Here is a 15,724-nt window from a genome sequence, read left to right as displayed (position 1 = left end):
CGAGAGGAGACTACACCATGGCAGGGTTTGCGCTTCGTGATTTATACATGAAATCACCGATTCGATTACAACAATGGATGACGACATTATATGGAATGAAACTATGGCAAGAACGGTACGGACGCACATATGAGCGTGAGTTAGTCGTTTTAGCCAATCGTCCAAAAGATGGGGTACTTGTCGCAGCCGATCAATTGAAGCGACTCAATGCGTTTCTCGAATTCTGTGCGACGCACAATGCATATTATCAAAAACTGTTTGAAGAAAATGAGATTGTTCTTCCCCTTCAATCGATGGAAGAGTTGAAGCGCATCCCGATCCTCGAAAAAGAAACAGTTCGTAAAAATCTGGACATCCACTCGAACATCAAAACAGACATTCTTGGACGGACCGGTGGAACGACAGGGACGTCCCTACAAGTTCATTTTACGAAAGAAGACTATCAAAGACGTATGGCCCACGTTGACTTTTTCAAAGCACAGCACGGGTTTGTCAGAGGAATGAAACGAGCCAGTTTCACAGGACGGAAAATTTGTAATCCGAATCAAGAAAAACCTGTATTTTGGCGCTACAATCGACCGCTCAATCAACTGCTATTCTCGCTCTATCATGTCAATCCTCAGACCATCCCTCATTACATCGACGCATTAAATCGATTCAAGCCAGTCGTATTAGACAGTGCACCGTCTGCCATGATTGAAATCGCGAAATACATCAAAGAAAATCAGGTTCCACTTGAATTTCAATTACTGGCTATTTTTCCGACTGCCGAAACGATTACGCCTCAAGGAAGAGCCATCTTAGAAGAGGCGTTTAATGCCCCGGTCTTTGATCAGTACGCGTCTTCTGAAGGCGCGCCGATTTTAACGGAATGTACTCATGGCAATATGCATCTCCACCACGAAACAGGCGTGATCGAGTCGTATGGGGATCACGAGGAAATTTTAGTGACGAGCTTTACGACCCATGGGACACCGCTCATTCGTTACCGGATTGGCGATCGGATGAAGATTGGAGAGGGGACATGTGCTTGTGGACAGGGAGGGACGTTCGTCACTTCCATTGAGGGACGTGAAAGCAATTATGTACTCACGCCGAACAAACAAAAAATCTACGAAGGGGATTTGACGACCGTTGTCCGAGTGTTACCCAACTCGGTGATCCAAACGCAGTATCGACAACATGATTTGTATCATATCGAACTAAAATACGTCCCGGATCTTGAACGCTTCAAGCCAGAACATGAAGAGATTATGAGGAGCGAGCTTGAACTACTGTTCGGCAAAGAGGTCACGATTACGTTGACCGCCGTGCAATCGATTCCTCGAGGACCGAATGGAAAAGTCATTGTGATCGATAAAACCGCATAATTCCGAATCTCAGGAGGCAGATGGACATGGATAAACTCATCTCAGAATCACGTACAACACGAAAAACCATTGCCAATCGTCACGTAGCTGTAGTCGGACTAGGATATGTCGGACTCCCTGTCGCTGTTGCGTTAGGTGGCGTAGGAGATGTCATCGGAGTAGACATCAATGAAACGCGCATCAATGAGCTGAATCATCATCTCGACAGCACGCGAGAAGTTGAATCAGTAGATCTTGAGCAAGCAGCGGTCTTATATACGACGGATGTCGCCAAACTTGGAGAGGCGGATTTCATTATCGTGGCTGTGCCGACACCCATCAATGATCAAAATCAACCAGATCTAGGACCAATTTGTAGCGCGACTCGTGCTGTTGGAGCGCATTTGCGACCGGGCACGATTGTCGTATACGAATCTACGGTCTATCCGGGACTGACAGAGGAAGAGTGTATCCCCTTACTTGAAAAAACTTCAGGTCTCCGGGCCGGGATCGATTTTAAAGTCGGCTACTCTCCAGAACGAATCAATCCGGGCGACCGTGAGCATACATTCCGCACAATCAAAAAAGTCGTAGCTGCGGAGGATGAAGAAACACTCGATGTGGTAGCGGCTGTTTATGAGACGGTAGTCGATGCCGGCGTTCATCGTGCTTCCTCGATTAAAGTGGCTGAGGCGGCCAAAGTGATCGAGAATACACAGCGAGATTTGAACATCGCGTTGATGAATGAATTGGCCATCATCTTCGATCGCATGAACATCGATACGCTCGAGGTGTTAGAGGCTGCCGGGACGAAGTGGAACTTCCTAAACTTCCGACCAGGTCTAGTCGGTGGACATTGTATCGGCGTCGACCCACTCTATTTGACGATGAAGTCTGAAATGCTCGGTTATCATCCGGAAGTGATTTTAGCAGGTCGTCGAATCAACGAGACGATGGGACGTTTCGTCGCCACATCATTGATAAAAACGATGATCAGTCAAAACATGGCCATTCTCGGATCGCGCGTAACGGTCCTCGGGATGTCCTTCAAAGAGAACGTCAGTGATATCCGAAATTCGAAAGTGGCTTCCTTGATTCGAGAGGTCGAGGAGTTCGGCTTAGAAGTGCAAGTGTGTGACCCGCTCGTCGATCCGGAAGAGGTACGACGAGAGTATGGAATCGATGTCAAATCATACTGTGACTTAAAACCAGCGGATGTCGTCATCTATGCCGTGTCTCACGATGAATTCGTTCAAGAGGGTTGGACGATTGCGAAACGCCAGCTGAAGTTAGGTCGTGGCATCGTCATTGACTTGAAAGGCATGCTCGATCGCGCGATGAAGCCGGAGGAGGTGCACTTATGGCGCCTTTAAAAATCCTCCAGTTCTGCGCCGTCGATATGACAGCGGATGTGTTGCTACGTCCTCTCATTGAGTCGCTCAAGGCGGAAGGGCACGAAGTCGACGTCGCGTGCGCTTACGGTGATCGGACGGATCGGCTTCGGGACGAAGGCTGGGTCATTCATACGTTGCCGATTGATCGAAAGTTTAGCCCGAAGCGTAACCTACAGACCATTCAAGAGTTGGTAAGGCTATTGCGTCGTGAAAAATATGATGCCATCCATGTTCACACCCCGGTGGCCGCAGCGTTAGGACGAGTCGCGGCCCGCATTGCCAGGACACCACATATTCTCTATACGGCACATGGATTCTACTTTCATGAACGAATGGGTCGAATCGCATACGAACTCGTCTTCTGGTTAGAGAAATCACTCGCGGCATTGGCGACCGATTGGTTGTTGCTCCAAAGCGAGGAAGATTACTCACTCGCCAAAACAAGGCATTTCAAAGAAGACGAACGATTGATGCATCTCGGAAACGGAATCGATTTGACTCGGTTTTATCCGACAGAGAAACACATTTCCCCAGAACGTTTAAAGTTTCTGTTCGTAGGACGGCTCGTTCAAGAAAAAGGAATCCTGGATTTACTCCAGGCATTCGATGAACTGACGAAACGCTATCCGAACGCGACGTTGACGATTGCTGGAGAGTTGATGACGAGTGAACGTGATCAAGAGACGGCGAAACAAGTCGAGGCGCACTTAGCCAAAAATCCACAGGTTCACTACGCCGGATTCGTTCGGGATACCCCTTCATTATTTGCAGCACACGACGTCTTTTTACTTCCCTCTTATCGTGAAGGCTTGCCACGCTCCATTCTCGAAGCCATGGCATCCGGATTACCTGTCATCGCTACCGATATCCGTGGCTGTCGAGAAGAGGTCACAGATGGGGAAACCGGCTTTCTCGTTCCGGTCGGTCGACCTGAGGCGCTGACCTTGGCGATGCGCTGGTTCATTGAACATCCTGAACAGTGTTATTCATTCGGGCAACGTGGTCGCGAAGTGGTCGAAGAAAAATTTGACGAAACGAAAATTTTAAGTCGTCAACTTCACCTATTCGCACAAATTAGTAGCCGTGAAGTGGGATGAGCCGATACGTCAATCACGTAAGGGGGAGGCGGCATGGGAAAGCAACAACTGATTGATCACTTACAAGAGGCTTCTTCAGAAGGTCGCCTCACCATCTACATGTATCAGAAATGGCAAAAGATTCACGGCGGGGCAACCGTGGTGGAATTATTGGAAACGTACGGATCATGGTCGAACGTACTACGATTGGCTGGATTGGAACAGCAAACGCCACGGTTCACAAAGAAGGAAATGATTCAAATGCTTCGTGAAGCGGCGAAAGAGCACGATTCATTCAATAGTGCAGATTATCGAAAGTGGGCCATGACCAATGATGCACCGACGTTGACGGAGGTCGTCATTCAGTTCGGGTCGTGGAAAGTGGCACTGATTGAAGCGAATTTGAAGAGTATCATTTCGCTCGATCAAAAATGCGAAATCATCCAATCACTGCTCGATGCCAATGAAGAGATTCATCCATTGACGTCGACCGCTTACGCCAAATGGGCCAAGCAGAACCAACGTCCGAGTATCACAAAAGTCGTGAGGCGTTTCGGATCCTGGTCCCAAGCGTTAGACGAGATTGGCATCTCCACGCGCGAACTGTTCACGGAGAAGCAGATGATGGACGCGCTACACGAGGCAGATGAACATTTGACGGCTCTCTCACCGTGGGGGTATGAAGTGTGGCAAAAAGAAAAGGGCAACCGTCCAACATTAAAAGACATTCAACAAATGTTTGGTTCATTTGATGTGGCGGTCCGGGAGATGCGTCAAACCGCAAATCAGAGTGGAGGGAGATGAAAAGATGCGAATTGTACTCTGCACGGGTGACCATTGGAGTTCAACACTTGTCTATCAAGCGATACGGGATTTAGGCGTCACGCATGTGATTATGGAAGATGGTCCGACACCCACTCATGTCGACACGTGGAAAGGACTTCTGACACAATCGTACATTCGCTTCCTGACTCCCATGATGCGGCGATTCAGTCGAGAACGAATCAAGGAGTTGCAGTCACGGTATGCGTTCTGTGACGATCTGATTCCAGAACAGCGTATAGCGCGTGTCGTTTCCCTTCAAGACAAGAAAGCGGAACATACGATTCGACACCTACAACCTGACGTCATCATCATGTACGAAGCTGCAGAAATGAACGAACGATTTTTACAAGAGATGAACTGTCTCATCTTAACCATCACCCCATCGATGGCAGTAGGACAACGACATGCGTATTGGGGATTCCATACCCACACATCGAGAAAAGAAGTTCAACTTTGCCAGTGGACGAAAAAAGGATGGACCCCACTAGCGAGTGAGGTCATCTATACCGGTGGAACAGACAACTTCTCGACCTTCCCTTATATTTATTTGGCGACGAGTCTCCCGATGTTGCAAAAACATCTTCAAATAGGGTCGCAAGAAGACACCGAGCGACGACAAAAAGTCCAAGCCTGAGGCTTGGACTTAACTATTCGCGATACAATAGTATTGGATGGCCTCGTTATAATACGCAGCGAGCCCCGGCTCGAAGCGATCATAAAATGCCGTGAATCGCTCATCCGCCATATACATCTGCCCGAGTCCGCTGAACATGTCGAGTGAACAGTCGTAGAAGTGCGTGTCGATGAACAGATGATTGTCTTTCACAATCGATTGAACACGGTCGTCCTCGATTGCGACTTGTGAACGAAATAAATCAACGAGTGGCGCAATTAAATCGAGTTGCATTTGATTGATGCGCTCCCAATCCGCTTTCGATCGCTTCTGCGCCCGATCTTGTGCTGTCTTGTAAGCTGAAGTCTCTCCCCAACGTTCCTGCACTTCCTCTTGATGTTTCGCCTCGTGAGCTTGAATCTCCTCATAAGATAATCCATCAAATAATGACTTGTCATCCATTGGAATCCCTCCTTTGAGTGAGGTGAGGGTCGCTTCTGCCGTCTCGGCAAGCTGAGCGAAATAGGCTGCTTTCTGTCGCAACGCCTCGATATGTCCGCTCAACACATCAATCCGGTTGAACGTCGTTGAATCAAGCAATTCCTCGATTTGATCGAGGGGAACATCGAGCGTGCGATAGAGTAAGATGAGTTGCAATCGCTCCGCGTCGCTCGAAGAATAACGCCGATAGCCGTTGACGTCGCGACTCGCGACGAGAAGACCGATTGCGTCATAATGTCGAAGCGTTCGTGTTGTCGTTCCAGCGAGTGATGCAAGTTGTTGAATCGAATACATCCCTTCACCTCCTTAGTCAAAGCGTAAAGGTTGACGTGACGTCAAGGTCAAGCCTGTTTTTCAAATAATGAGAATCCGTTTCGTTCGCCCATATAGCGGAAGCCGAACCGAGGATAGTAGTTATTTAAGAAGGCGTTGTCGGCGACACAGTCCAATCGAATGGTCGAAGGTGTGTTTGCTAAGGCATGCTGCATCAAACGTTCCCCGATTTGTTCACCTTTTGCGCTTGAGTCCGTGACGAGTCGATGCAAATAGACGGCACCGTCCGGGTCGTCCCATAGATTATGGTCCCAGTCAGTCGGAGGGATCAGACTGACGGCACCGACGACTTGCTGATCTCGTTCGTAGACAAACACCGTCCCGTTCGTCAAATCGTGACGGACATAATCGGAACGACTCGGCTCTAAATATTTGACCCATTGTGACTTTCCGGCTGCTTGGAACTCTTTTGCTTTCTTTACAATCAATTGATCGACTGCTGAAAAATCCTCCATTGTCGCAAATCGAAACATGATGAAGCACCTCGCTTTCATTTCTTTTCAAAATCGTGTAGGGTACACGTTGAGTATGCTGATGAAACATCTTTGTATCATCGAATGTTTTTTGGTAAGATAAATTTATTGCATCGTGCAAACGATTGCGCTAATGATATAAAGTTCACAGCACGAATAAGATAAGTATAAATGATGAGCAGTGAGTTTTGGGATAAGGAGTATCTAGATCACATGCAACTTTTACAACGAGAACAAACACAAACGCTTAAACGCAACTGGTGGAAAGAAGCCGTCGCCTATCAGATTTATCCGCGCAGTTTCTATGACGCGAACGGAGACGGAATTGGAGATATTCAAGGAATCATTGATAAGCTCGACTATTTGAAAGACCTTGGCATTGACGTCATCTGGATTTGCCCGATGTACAAATCGCCAAACGATGATAACGGGTATGATATTAGTGACTACCAGGACATCATGGACGAATTCGGTACGATGGAAGACTTCAACCGCTTATTGGACGAGGTGCATCAGCGCGGTATGAAACTGTTGCTCGACCTCGTCGTCAACCATACGTCGGATGAGCACCCTTGGTTCATTGAATCGAAGAGCTCAAAAGACAATCCGAAGCGCGACTGGTATATCTGGCGTGACGGAAAACCGGACGGATCGAAGCCGAATAACTGGGAATCAATTTTTGGCGGCTCGGCTTGGGAGTTCGATGAAGCGACGGAGCAATACTACTTGCACGTCTTCTCGAAAAAACAGCCAGACCTCAACTGGGAAAACGCTGAGATGCGTACAGCTGTATACGACATGATCAACTGGTGGCTCGAAAAAGGAATCGACGGGTTCCGTGTCGATGCCATCAGCCACATTCGCAAGAATCCGACGTTCGCCGACTTGCCGAACCCGAACGACCTCGACTTTGTACCGTCATTCGAGATGCACATGAACGTGGACGGGATTCACGACTATTTAGAAGAACTTCGTGACGAGACGTTCAATAAGCATGACATCATGACGGTCGGTGAAGCGAACGGCGTATCGCCTGACGATGCGCACCTTTGGGTCGGTGAAAAAGAAGGGAAGATGAACATGGTCTTCCAATTCGAACACATGGACCTATGGAGTGAAGATGCCGATTCGAAACTCGATGTCGTCCACTTGAAGAACGTGTTGACGAAATGGCAAAAAGGACTTGAAGCCGACGGATGGAACGCACTTTACGTCGAAAACCATGACCAGACACGTACGGTCTCGAAATGGGGAGACGACGAGCGTTACTGGAAAGAAAGTGCGAAGTCGATTGCGATGATGTACTTCCTCATGCAAGGGACGCCGTTCATCTATCAAGGTCAAGAAATCGGGATGACGAACGTCAAATTCGATTCAATCGACCAATATGATGACATCGCGACACGCAACCGCTACTATATCGGCGTCGAGCAAGGGAAGAGTCATGACGAGATGATGCGCATCACGTGGAACTCATCACGCGACAACACACGCACACCGATGCAGTGGAGTGATGCTCCAAACGCTGGCTTCACGTTCGCAGAGAAGCCGTGGGTCGGCATCAATCCGAACTATACGGATATCAACGTTGAATCACAGCTTGAAGATGAGGACTCCATCTTTAACTTCTATAAAGAGATGATTCAACTTCGTAAAGACGATGAGACGTTTGTATACGGGGCGTATGATGTCGTCTTACCGAATCACCCGGAAGTCTATGCGTATACGCGTACGCTCGGTGACACGCAGTACCTTGTCGTCACGAACTTGACGGCGAAAGAGACGATGTTCGATATGGACCAGACACTTCGTGCGAAAGATGTCGTCTTGAGCAACATGCCGGTCGAGGGCGATGCAGAATCGACGCTTCTTCACTTGAAGCCGTTCGAAGGTCGCGTGTATAAAATCAGCTAATGTTTCAGAACTCCAAGGTCGTGGACGAAAATTCGTCTACGGCCTTTTTTGTTGGAAAAAGGGGATAACGGCGACTCCTGCGAACTCCTTATAGGGAGATGAAGAAGGAGGGAACGTAAATGAAACTGTTATTAACGTCAGCAGGAATCAAAAACGAAAGCATCAAGCGGGCACTTCAAGAATTATTAGACGAGCCGATTGAAGAGTGCCATGCACTTTGTATTCCGACAGCCATCTATGCGTTGAACGGGGGAACGAAACACGCATGGAATTTTCTCAATGGGGATTTCTCCACACCGATGTGTGAGTTGGATTGGAAGTCGGTCGGGGTGCTCGAACTGAGCGCGCTCCCGAGTATCGATGAATCGGTGTGGAGACCGGCGTTTGAACAGGCCGACGTCCTGTTAGTGAACGGTGGCGACCCGCTCTTTTTACATCATTGGATGAAACAGTCCGGGGTGGCGGCGTTGCTCCCATCTTGGGAAGGCGTCTACGTCGGATTGAGTGCGGGGAGTATGGTGATGACGCCACGAATCGGCGAGGAGTTTTTCGGATGGCGCGCATCCGACGACCAAAACGATGAGACGTTAGGGTTTGTCGACTTCTCAATCTTTCCACATCTCGACCATGACATGTTACCGGGGAACACGTCACGTCATGCAGCAGATTGGGCGGAAGCGTTACAGGCACCGGCCTATGCGATTGACGACGAGACGGCGATTCGCGTGAAGGATGGGAAGGTCGATGTGATTTCGGAAGGGAATTGGAAGAAGTTTTTCTGACTGTATAAAAGCAATAGGAAGGGGACATGAGAAATTGAACCGATTTACTCATCAACGAAAAACGAATCAAATCATCGTACGACCGTTAGAGAAGCAGGATTATGACGCATGGTTAAGTGGTTTTACAAATCGTCGTATTTCGCAACAAGTGTACGATCCCGGGAAATTAGACATGAGCGACTGTACGTCCGTTTGGTTTGACCAGCTAGTCGACAATCATCAATCACTCGCACATGAAGACGAGGCACATGTCTTCGCCGTTTTCCGGCTTGAAGATGGGATACATCTCGGCATGGTGGATTTTTCTACCTTGGCGCGAGATGCGTTTCAATGGGGGAGGGTCGGGTATACGATTCATAATCAACATTGGGGTCAGGGGTATGGGACAGAAGCGGTCGACCTGGCGATGCGTATTGCTTTTGACGACTTGAACTTTCAATGAATCGAGGCACATATCAATCTCGATAATAAAGCGTCCATTCGTCTCGCGGAGCGTGTCGGCATGTCGTATGAGTGCACGAGAGAAGGGTTTATCTTTGAGAACGAAGATTGGGTAGACCATCTCATCTACGTGAAAACGAAGCGCCGTCGATAGAACGACTCCTACCACATATGGTACGATGAATTGACGGAAAGGGGGATGAGCATGGCGATTGAACCACTTCGCGTGCGTGTCCAGCAAACAACACGGATGAGTGACATGCCAGAGTCAATCGAGCTCTCGGCAGACGGTTTATACTATCCATTGAAGACTGGCTTCATTTTAATGTTTGACCAACAACAAGAGGACGGGGCGGTCCCGACGACAATCAAGTACACGCCGGAACGATTGGCGCTGATTTGTAAAGGACCGATTGAGATGAGCCACTCCTTCATCGAAGGTCGCTTCACGCAAAGCTTATACAAGAATCCATATATGTCGATGACGATGGCGACGACGACATCGCGCCTCGATGTCTCGGAAGAATCATGTACGTTCGTATATGAGTTGTCCATGAATGAAGAAGATGTTGGCATATATGAAGTACATGTCACGTGGACATTTGAAGGAGGAGAAGACTGATGAACTTTACAGAACGCGTAAACAAGATTGAAGAGATGTTGAACGAAGACTGGTTCGAGATGCTCGAAACGAACGAAGAAGAGTACGAAGAGTGGCGCGGTCGCCTCGAGGACCACGCTGAACAAGTCATCATGCATTACGACCAAGAGAACGGGGTCGATGTCAATTCGATTGATAAATTGCTTCAATTGAACGATGAGTTCCCGCTCCTTTACGGGGAAGACACCGTTCGCCTGTATATCGCACTCATCGAGGCACGTCCAGAGGACAAAGCGGTCTACGATCGGTACGTCGATTATTTGGCAGCCATCAGCGATGCATCGCATGAACAGTTCTTACATTTCCATACGCTCGTCGAAGCAGGTCGGTTGGAGGAAGCGAGACAACTCGCGCCACATATGCCACAACGGCTCGGACTTGAAGAATAAGCATACCGAAAGTGTCATCTGAACAGGATGGCACTTTTTTTATGGTTGAAAGGGGACACAATTCATTCCGGACGTCTATTTTAAATGGCGTGTCCGTTCTCTAAGATGAAGGAACAAGGAAATCAATTTAGAGAGCGCGAATGGAAATGAATAAAGGGGGAAATGTGATGTTAAGACTAATCAAGACATCTGTCGAACAAAAAGAACAGATTCTCGCATTTTTAGAGGAATGGTACGAGCGGGATGAGCGGATTGTCCCGACCTCGGTGGACCGTGAAACGACAGACTTCGAGGCGTACGTCAACACATTACGTCAGAAAAAGTTACGTGAGAACATAGAGGAAGGCTGGGTCCCGAGCACGACGTATTGGCTCACAGATGGAGAAGAGCTTCTCGGGGCGGCGAACATTCGTCACGAGTTGAATGAATCACTTTTGAAGATTGGTGGGCATGTCGGGTACGGGGTGAAACCGAGTGCGCGCGGGCGCGGACTCGCTACCATCCAACTACAACTTGCGCTCGAGAAAGTGAAAGAGCTCGGAATCGAGCGTGCACTCATCACGTGTAATCGGACAAACGTCGCTTCCCGTCAAGTCATTTTAAACAATGGGGGCGTCGCGGACACACCGTATACGGAAGAAGACGGGACGATCGTCGAACGGTTTTGGATTGACTTGAGAGGGTGAAGACGAGATGGCGAACTGGATCATCATCTATTTGGCGCTGATTAATTTCTTCGGCATCTATTTGTTCCGGGAAGAGACCGTTCCTTCAAAGAAATGGTTCTCATTCTCGAGCGGAATCGCCATCACGTACTTCTTCATGTATCTTTTGCCGTCTCTGAACAAACGCCAGGACACGCTTCGTGTCGATTGGTTGAATTTGGCGTTACCTTCTGAGATTTATATCGTCAGTCTCATCGGATTCACGGTATTTTATGGCACGATGCGGTTCGTTCGAACCCCTCACTTTCAAGATGAGGCGGTCGATCGGGCCGTTTCGTATTGGCTACAGGTGACACTCCTCACGGCCTATATGTCCTTTTCGGCGTACGTGGTGACGGCCGACTCGGTGACATTCGTTGCAAGAAGCTTCTATGCGACAGCGCTCGGCGTGCATTTTTTAGCGCTCGGTCATGACTTAAATCGCCATTATGGTGAACGTTACATGCGACAAGGACGCTATTTGTTGAGTGGTGGGATTTTGCTCGGTGGGTTCTTCTCACGCTGGATTGACTTGGCCGCGCACGTCGAAGCGCTCTGTTTTGCCTTCGTGGCCGGAGCGATGATTCTCAATATCGTGAAGTTTGAACTCCCATCGGATCGAAATCTGCACTTCCGCACATTCGTATTGGCCGTGTGCAGTTATGGGGGATTATTGCTCATCTTGAAACATCTTCTAAACTTCTGACGAGAACTTCATAAAAATGAATGACTGTTCATTCATCATTTGATATACTGAATTCAAGATTGAATCCGTTTTCAAAGGGGGAGTTTTGGGGATGTCTACATTTTTAATCGTCAACTGGATTCTATTCTTGCTCGTCCTCGGCTATGGTGTGTATTTATTTGCTACGCTAGTTCATCAGCGTTATACGTTCATCAAGCTCGGGAAGAAGGCAGAATGGAGCCAAACGAACAAAGAACGACTCGAACAGGTCATGATCAACGTGTTCGGTCAAAAGAAACTGTTGAAGGATAAGAAGAGTGGCGCCATTCACGTCATGATGTTTTATGGCTTCATCCTCGTCCAATTCGGGGCGATTGATTTCATTTGGAAAGGACTAGCGGTCGGAACACGTTTCCCTCATATCCCGCTCGGTCCCCTCTATCCAATCTTTACGTTCATGCAAGAAATCGTCATGCTCATGATTCTCGTCGCGGTCGTTTGGGGATTCTACCGTCGTTACGTCGAGAAGCTCGTGCGCTTGAAACGAAACTTTTTAGCAGGTCTTGCCCTCATCTTCATCGGCGGGTTGATGGTTTCCGTCTTGTTCGGGAACGGGTTTTACCTCGTCTATAAGGAAGAGCTTCCAATGTGGGGCGAACCGGTCGCGACACTCATCGGCTCAGCGTTTGCTTGGGTACCAGGTCCAGTCGCTTTCGCCTTGTTCGTCGTCTTTTGGTGGATGCACCTCTTATTCTTACTCAGCTTCATGGTCTACATCCCGCAAGGAAAACACGCGCACTTGATCGCCGGTACGCTCAACGTCTGGCTCGGGCGCACACACAAAGTCGGTCGCTTGGCACCTGTCGATTTTTCAGCGATGGAAGAAGCGGAAGAGTCGGATGAAGAGATCGTCTTCGGGGTCAACAAGATTGAAGACTTCAACCAGAAGCAGCTCGTCGACCTATACGCCTGTGTCGAATGCGGACGTTGTACGAATGTATGTCCGGCAACAGGAACTGGGAAGATGTTGTCGCCGATGGACTTGATCGTCAAGCTTCGTGATCATATGAATATGAAAGGTGCAGCGGTCACGAGAAAATCACCGTGGGCACCGGCTCTCATGTTCCAAAACACGCAAGGTGCTGAAATCGCAGCAGCGGCGCAAAGTGGACATATGCTCGTCGCAGACGAATTGATCGGCAACGTCATCACGGAAGAAGAAATTTGGGCTTGTACGACTTGCCGTAACTGTGAAGACCAATGTCCGGTCATGAACGAGCACGTCGATAAAATCATCGACCTTCGTCGTTACCTCGTCATGATGGAAGGGAAAATGGACCCTGAGGCGCAGCGCACAGTCGCCAATATCGAGCGTCAAGGGAACCCGTGGGGAATGAACCGAAAAGAACGTGAGAACTGGCGCAAGGACACAGAACTCGTCATCCCGACGGCGAAAGAGAAGAAAAAAGCAGGCGAGGAATTCGAGTATCTCTTCTGGGTCGGCGCGATGGGGTCTTACGATAGCCGTAGCCAAAAAGTCGCGCAGAGCTTTGCGAGCGTCTTGAACAAGGCAGGCGTCTCATTCGCCATTCTCGGAAATGAAGAGAAAAACTCAGGGGATACACCACGTCGAATCGGAAACGAGTTGCTGTTCCAAGAACTCGCCGAAGCGAACATTAAACTATTTGAGAAGTATGGGGTGACGAAAATCGTCACGGTCGACCCGCACGCGTACAATACGTTCAAAAATGAGTATCCGGACTTCGGTTTGACTGATGTGAAGGTGTATCATCATACGGAGTTGCTCGCGGAGTTACTTGACACAGGTCGGATTCAGCCAGACCTTCACGTGAACGAACGTGTCGTCTATCACGACTCTTGTTACCTTGGTCGTTATAACGGCATTTACGATGCACCACGATTCGTCCTAGAACGCATACCGGGTGTCGAACTCGTCGAAGCGACACGTAACCGTGAAAACGGTATGTGTTGTGGAGCCGGTGGTGGTCTCATGTGGCAGGAAGAAAAAGTCGGGACACGTGTCAACGTGGCTCGGACAGAACAGTTACTTGAGACGAAACCGACTGTTATCGGTTCGGCATGTCCGTACTGTTTGACGATGTTATCTGATGGAACAAAAGCGAAGGAAGTCGATGAGACCGTCGGCACGTTCGATGTCGTCGAATTGCTCGATCGCTCGCTGAAGGCCATCGAGATACCAGAACCAGTTGTCCAATAATACATGAAGGCACGGTCCGTGGACCGTGCCTTGTTTGTTTACTGCATCTCAGAGGTGGATAGAAGAGAAGAGGTCAAGTGAGATAACCCTTGCGTCGTCTCGTTGATCGATGAAATGGTCTCGACCATCTGTCCGAGGTCTTGTTTGTTTCGTTCGAAAGAAAGAACGTATTGGCCCATTTCTTCTTGAACGGTCGAAAAACCAGCTTTGACGGTGCTTAGTTGGCGCATCGCTTCATCGTTCGTCCGATGCATTTGCCCCATTTGCTCGAGGAGGGCCGCGATGTTCGTCTCATTTTCATGAATGAGCGCGTTGATTTGACTGCTCAGTTGTTTTGCGTTCTCCGCAAGTGTGCGTACCTCGGTGGCGACGACGGCGAACCCTTTTCCGTGTTCTCCTGCGCGAGCCGCTTCAATCGAAGCGTTTAAGGCGAGTAAGTTCGTTTGGTTAGCAATTTGTTCGATGCTCTTGGTCATGCTGACAATATCCTGTGAACCTTCTTTTAGGGCGGTAATTCGATCGAGCGAAGTATCGACGTAGGTGGCCGACTGTTTGAACTCTACTTCCATCTGTTCGATTTGATTTCCGTTCGTGTGCGTCAATTTCATCAAATGACGACTCATTTTTTCCGTTTGCTCCGTTTCCGCAAGGACTTGGTGAGCACGATTGCTCGTTTCAGACATGGCGTGTCCGGTTTGTTCCATCGTAGTCGCCACTTCTGTGCTGACGCGTGTCACGTCACTCAACAGGGACGCACGAGCTTGGTTCGCAGACTCGATTTCATCGAGGCGGGCGTTGACGTATTGTTCGGTGACGATTTGTGCGTCTAAATTCATCGCGTGTGACAACGCTAAGAGGGACTCACTTAAGAGGGCAGGATCGTGTTGATACGTTTCAACCACTTTTGGGATGAGCAACGTATTAAATGCCGAGTACGTCGCCAAGAACCAGACGACAGGCACGGCGAAGTGGTGGTGCGTCTGTCCCATTCGTTTCCGCATTGCCAAGAATTTATCATCGATGTTCCCTGTTAGTAGGCTGCGGAAATAATCGGCGAATACCTTTTTTAATCGTTCTCTTGTGGATGATGCGTTCGCAATCTGTACCATTTCCGGTTGCAGCATTAAGTGGTCGAGTACGTTTTCAAGTACATCGTCAAGTACTGACTCGACGAGTGGAGCCATACCTTGCAGTCGTTTTACTTGAGAGGTCGTGTATCCCATGTAGTGAGTGCGACCATTCAAGCTTGAGTCGGCTGGTTTAGCGATTGTCTGGATTTCAGGAAAGCCGGTAGTGGCGACGAAGTGATTGGATGTTGTTTTACGAAAAAGTGCCATATATTTTT

Annotated in this window: 16 protein-coding genes; 13 read left to right on the top strand and 3 right to left on the bottom strand. The window is 48.8% G+C overall.

What is annotated here, in order from left to right:
* The first annotated feature begins 17 nt into the window (after positions 1 to 17).
* Genes KNO65_RS09700 through KNO65_RS09680 form a run of 5 tightly spaced genes read left to right on the top strand, consistent with a single transcriptional unit; the run spans position 18 to position 5,278 of the window.
* Positions 18 to 1,370 carry a phenylacetate--CoA ligase family protein gene (locus KNO65_RS09700; RefSeq protein WP_214783737.1) on the top strand — a complete coding sequence of 451 codons (1,353 nt, stop codon included), beginning with the start codon at positions 18 to 20 and terminating at the stop codon, positions 1,368 to 1,370.
* Between the two features lie 26 nt (positions 1,371 to 1,396).
* The gene (locus KNO65_RS09695; protein WP_214783734.1) at positions 1,397 to 2,722 is read left to right on the top strand and encodes a nucleotide sugar dehydrogenase; all 1,326 of its coding nucleotides are present in this window, start codon (positions 1,397 to 1,399) and stop codon (positions 2,720 to 2,722) included.
* Entirely contained in the window at positions 2,710 to 3,840 is a 1,131-nt protein-coding gene (locus KNO65_RS09690; RefSeq protein ID WP_214736494.1) for a glycosyltransferase family 4 protein, read from the top strand. The genes KNO65_RS09695 and KNO65_RS09690 overlap by 13 nt, the downstream gene beginning before the upstream one ends.
* A 33-nt stretch (positions 3,841 to 3,873) precedes the next feature.
* Positions 3,874 to 4,623 (top strand): hypothetical protein, encoded by a 750-nt coding sequence (locus KNO65_RS09685; protein WP_012727418.1) that lies wholly within the window; start codon positions 3,874 to 3,876, stop codon positions 4,621 to 4,623.
* 4 nt (positions 4,624 to 4,627) lie between these two features.
* On the top strand, positions 4,628 to 5,278 hold the full coding sequence (locus KNO65_RS09680) for a hypothetical protein (RefSeq protein WP_214783731.1): 651 nt from the start codon (positions 4,628 to 4,630) through the stop codon (positions 5,276 to 5,278).
* 9 nt (positions 5,279 to 5,287) lie between these two features.
* On the opposite strand, the gene KNO65_RS09675 is transcribed toward KNO65_RS09680, so the two are convergent.
* Positions 5,288 to 6,052, bottom strand: coding sequence for a MerR family transcriptional regulator (locus KNO65_RS09675; RefSeq protein WP_214783727.1), 765 nt, complete (start codon positions 6,050 to 6,052; stop codon positions 5,288 to 5,290).
* A gap of 47 nt (positions 6,053 to 6,099) precedes the next feature.
* Positions 6,100 to 6,564, bottom strand: a complete 465-nt coding sequence (locus KNO65_RS09670) for a GNAT family N-acetyltransferase (RefSeq protein WP_214783724.1) — start codon at positions 6,562 to 6,564, stop codon at positions 6,100 to 6,102.
* 213 nt (positions 6,565 to 6,777) lie between these two features.
* On the opposite strand from KNO65_RS09670, the gene KNO65_RS09665 reads away from it, so the two are divergent.
* From KNO65_RS09665 to KNO65_RS09630, 8 genes are all read left to right on the top strand, one after another.
* Positions 6,778 to 8,478: a glycoside hydrolase family 13 protein gene (locus KNO65_RS09665; RefSeq protein ID WP_214783721.1), complete on the top strand. Its 1,701-nt coding sequence runs from the start codon at positions 6,778 to 6,780 to the stop codon at positions 8,476 to 8,478.
* 119 nt (positions 8,479 to 8,597) lie between these two features.
* Entirely contained in the window at positions 8,598 to 9,260 is a 663-nt protein-coding gene (locus KNO65_RS09660; protein ID WP_214783718.1) for a Type 1 glutamine amidotransferase-like domain-containing protein, read from the top strand.
* A 34-nt stretch (positions 9,261 to 9,294) separates the two neighbouring features.
* A complete protein-coding gene (locus KNO65_RS09655; RefSeq protein ID WP_483297367.1) occupies positions 9,295 to 9,702 on the top strand; it encodes a GNAT family N-acetyltransferase in 408 nt (135 codons plus the stop codon).
* 204 nt (positions 9,703 to 9,906) lie between these two features.
* Positions 9,907 to 10,323 carry a YwiB family protein gene (locus KNO65_RS09650; protein WP_214783715.1) on the top strand — a complete coding sequence of 139 codons (417 nt, stop codon included), beginning with the start codon at positions 9,907 to 9,909 and terminating at the stop codon, positions 10,321 to 10,323.
* A complete protein-coding gene (locus KNO65_RS09645) occupies positions 10,323 to 10,751 on the top strand; it encodes a hypothetical protein (RefSeq protein WP_214783712.1) in 429 nt (142 codons plus the stop codon). Before KNO65_RS09650 ends, KNO65_RS09645 begins: the two co-directional genes overlap by 1 nt.
* A 167-nt stretch (positions 10,752 to 10,918) precedes the next feature.
* Entirely contained in the window at positions 10,919 to 11,437 is a 519-nt protein-coding gene (locus tag KNO65_RS09640; protein ID WP_214783709.1) for a GNAT family N-acetyltransferase, read from the top strand.
* 7 nt (positions 11,438 to 11,444) lie between these two features.
* A complete protein-coding gene (locus tag KNO65_RS09635) occupies positions 11,445 to 12,161 on the top strand; it encodes a hypothetical protein (protein ID WP_012727408.1) in 717 nt (238 codons plus the stop codon).
* Positions 12,162 to 12,252: 91 nt separating this feature from the next.
* Complete coding sequence (locus tag KNO65_RS09630) at positions 12,253 to 14,379, top strand: heterodisulfide reductase-related iron-sulfur binding cluster (protein ID WP_214783706.1); 2,127 nt, start codon at positions 12,253 to 12,255, stop codon at positions 14,377 to 14,379.
* A 38-nt stretch (positions 14,380 to 14,417) separates the two neighbouring features.
* Here KNO65_RS09630 and KNO65_RS09625 read toward each other — a convergent pair whose 3' ends face one another.
* Positions 14,418 to 15,716, bottom strand: a complete 1,299-nt coding sequence (locus tag KNO65_RS09625) for a globin-coupled sensor protein (protein WP_196431283.1) — start codon at positions 15,714 to 15,716, stop codon at positions 14,418 to 14,420.
* Positions 15,717 to 15,724 lie beyond the last annotated feature (8 nt).

This window comes from Exiguobacterium sp. S3 (assembly GCF_018617295.1).
Lineage (GTDB): Bacteria > Bacillota > Bacilli > Exiguobacteriales > Exiguobacteriaceae > Exiguobacterium > Exiguobacterium profundum.
Note: the sequence above shows the minus strand (reverse complement) of the source record. Positions and strands in the feature narration are given on the sequence as shown.

What these genes read in the sequence shown, in the direction of transcription:
- KNO65_RS09700 (WP_214783737.1), top strand. Translation starts at nt 18, where the DNA reads ATGGCAGGGTTTGCGCTTCGTGATTTATACATGAAATCACCGATTCGA.
- KNO65_RS09695 (WP_214783734.1), top strand. Translation starts at nt 1,397, where the DNA reads ATGGATAAACTCATCTCAGAATCACGTACAACACGAAAAACCATTGCC.
- KNO65_RS09690 (WP_214736494.1), top strand. Translation starts at nt 2,710, where the DNA reads ATGGCGCCTTTAAAAATCCTCCAGTTCTGCGCCGTCGATATGACAGCG.
- KNO65_RS09685 (WP_012727418.1), top strand. Translation starts at nt 3,874, where the DNA reads ATGGGAAAGCAACAACTGATTGATCACTTACAAGAGGCTTCTTCAGAA.
- KNO65_RS09680 (WP_214783731.1), top strand. Translation starts at nt 4,628, where the DNA reads ATGCGAATTGTACTCTGCACGGGTGACCATTGGAGTTCAACACTTGTC.
- KNO65_RS09675 (WP_214783727.1), bottom strand. Translation starts at nt 6,052, where the DNA reads ATGTATTCGATTCAACAACTTGCATCACTCGCTGGAACGACAACACGA.
- KNO65_RS09670 (WP_214783724.1), bottom strand. Translation starts at nt 6,564, where the DNA reads ATGTTTCGATTTGCGACAATGGAGGATTTTTCAGCAGTCGATCAATTG.
- KNO65_RS09665 (WP_214783721.1), top strand. Translation starts at nt 6,778, where the DNA reads ATGCAACTTTTACAACGAGAACAAACACAAACGCTTAAACGCAACTGG.
- KNO65_RS09660 (WP_214783718.1), top strand. Translation starts at nt 8,598, where the DNA reads ATGAAACTGTTATTAACGTCAGCAGGAATCAAAAACGAAAGCATCAAG.
- KNO65_RS09650 (WP_214783715.1), top strand. Translation starts at nt 9,907, where the DNA reads ATGGCGATTGAACCACTTCGCGTGCGTGTCCAGCAAACAACACGGATG.
- KNO65_RS09645 (WP_214783712.1), top strand. Translation starts at nt 10,323, where the DNA reads ATGAACTTTACAGAACGCGTAAACAAGATTGAAGAGATGTTGAACGAA.
- KNO65_RS09640 (WP_214783709.1), top strand. Translation starts at nt 10,919, where the DNA reads ATGTTAAGACTAATCAAGACATCTGTCGAACAAAAAGAACAGATTCTC.
- KNO65_RS09635 (WP_012727408.1), top strand. Translation starts at nt 11,445, where the DNA reads ATGGCGAACTGGATCATCATCTATTTGGCGCTGATTAATTTCTTCGGC.
- KNO65_RS09630 (WP_214783706.1), top strand. Translation starts at nt 12,253, where the DNA reads ATGTCTACATTTTTAATCGTCAACTGGATTCTATTCTTGCTCGTCCTC.
- KNO65_RS09625 (WP_196431283.1), bottom strand. Translation starts at nt 15,716, where the DNA reads ATGGCACTTTTTCGTAAAACAACATCCAATCACTTCGTCGCCACTACC.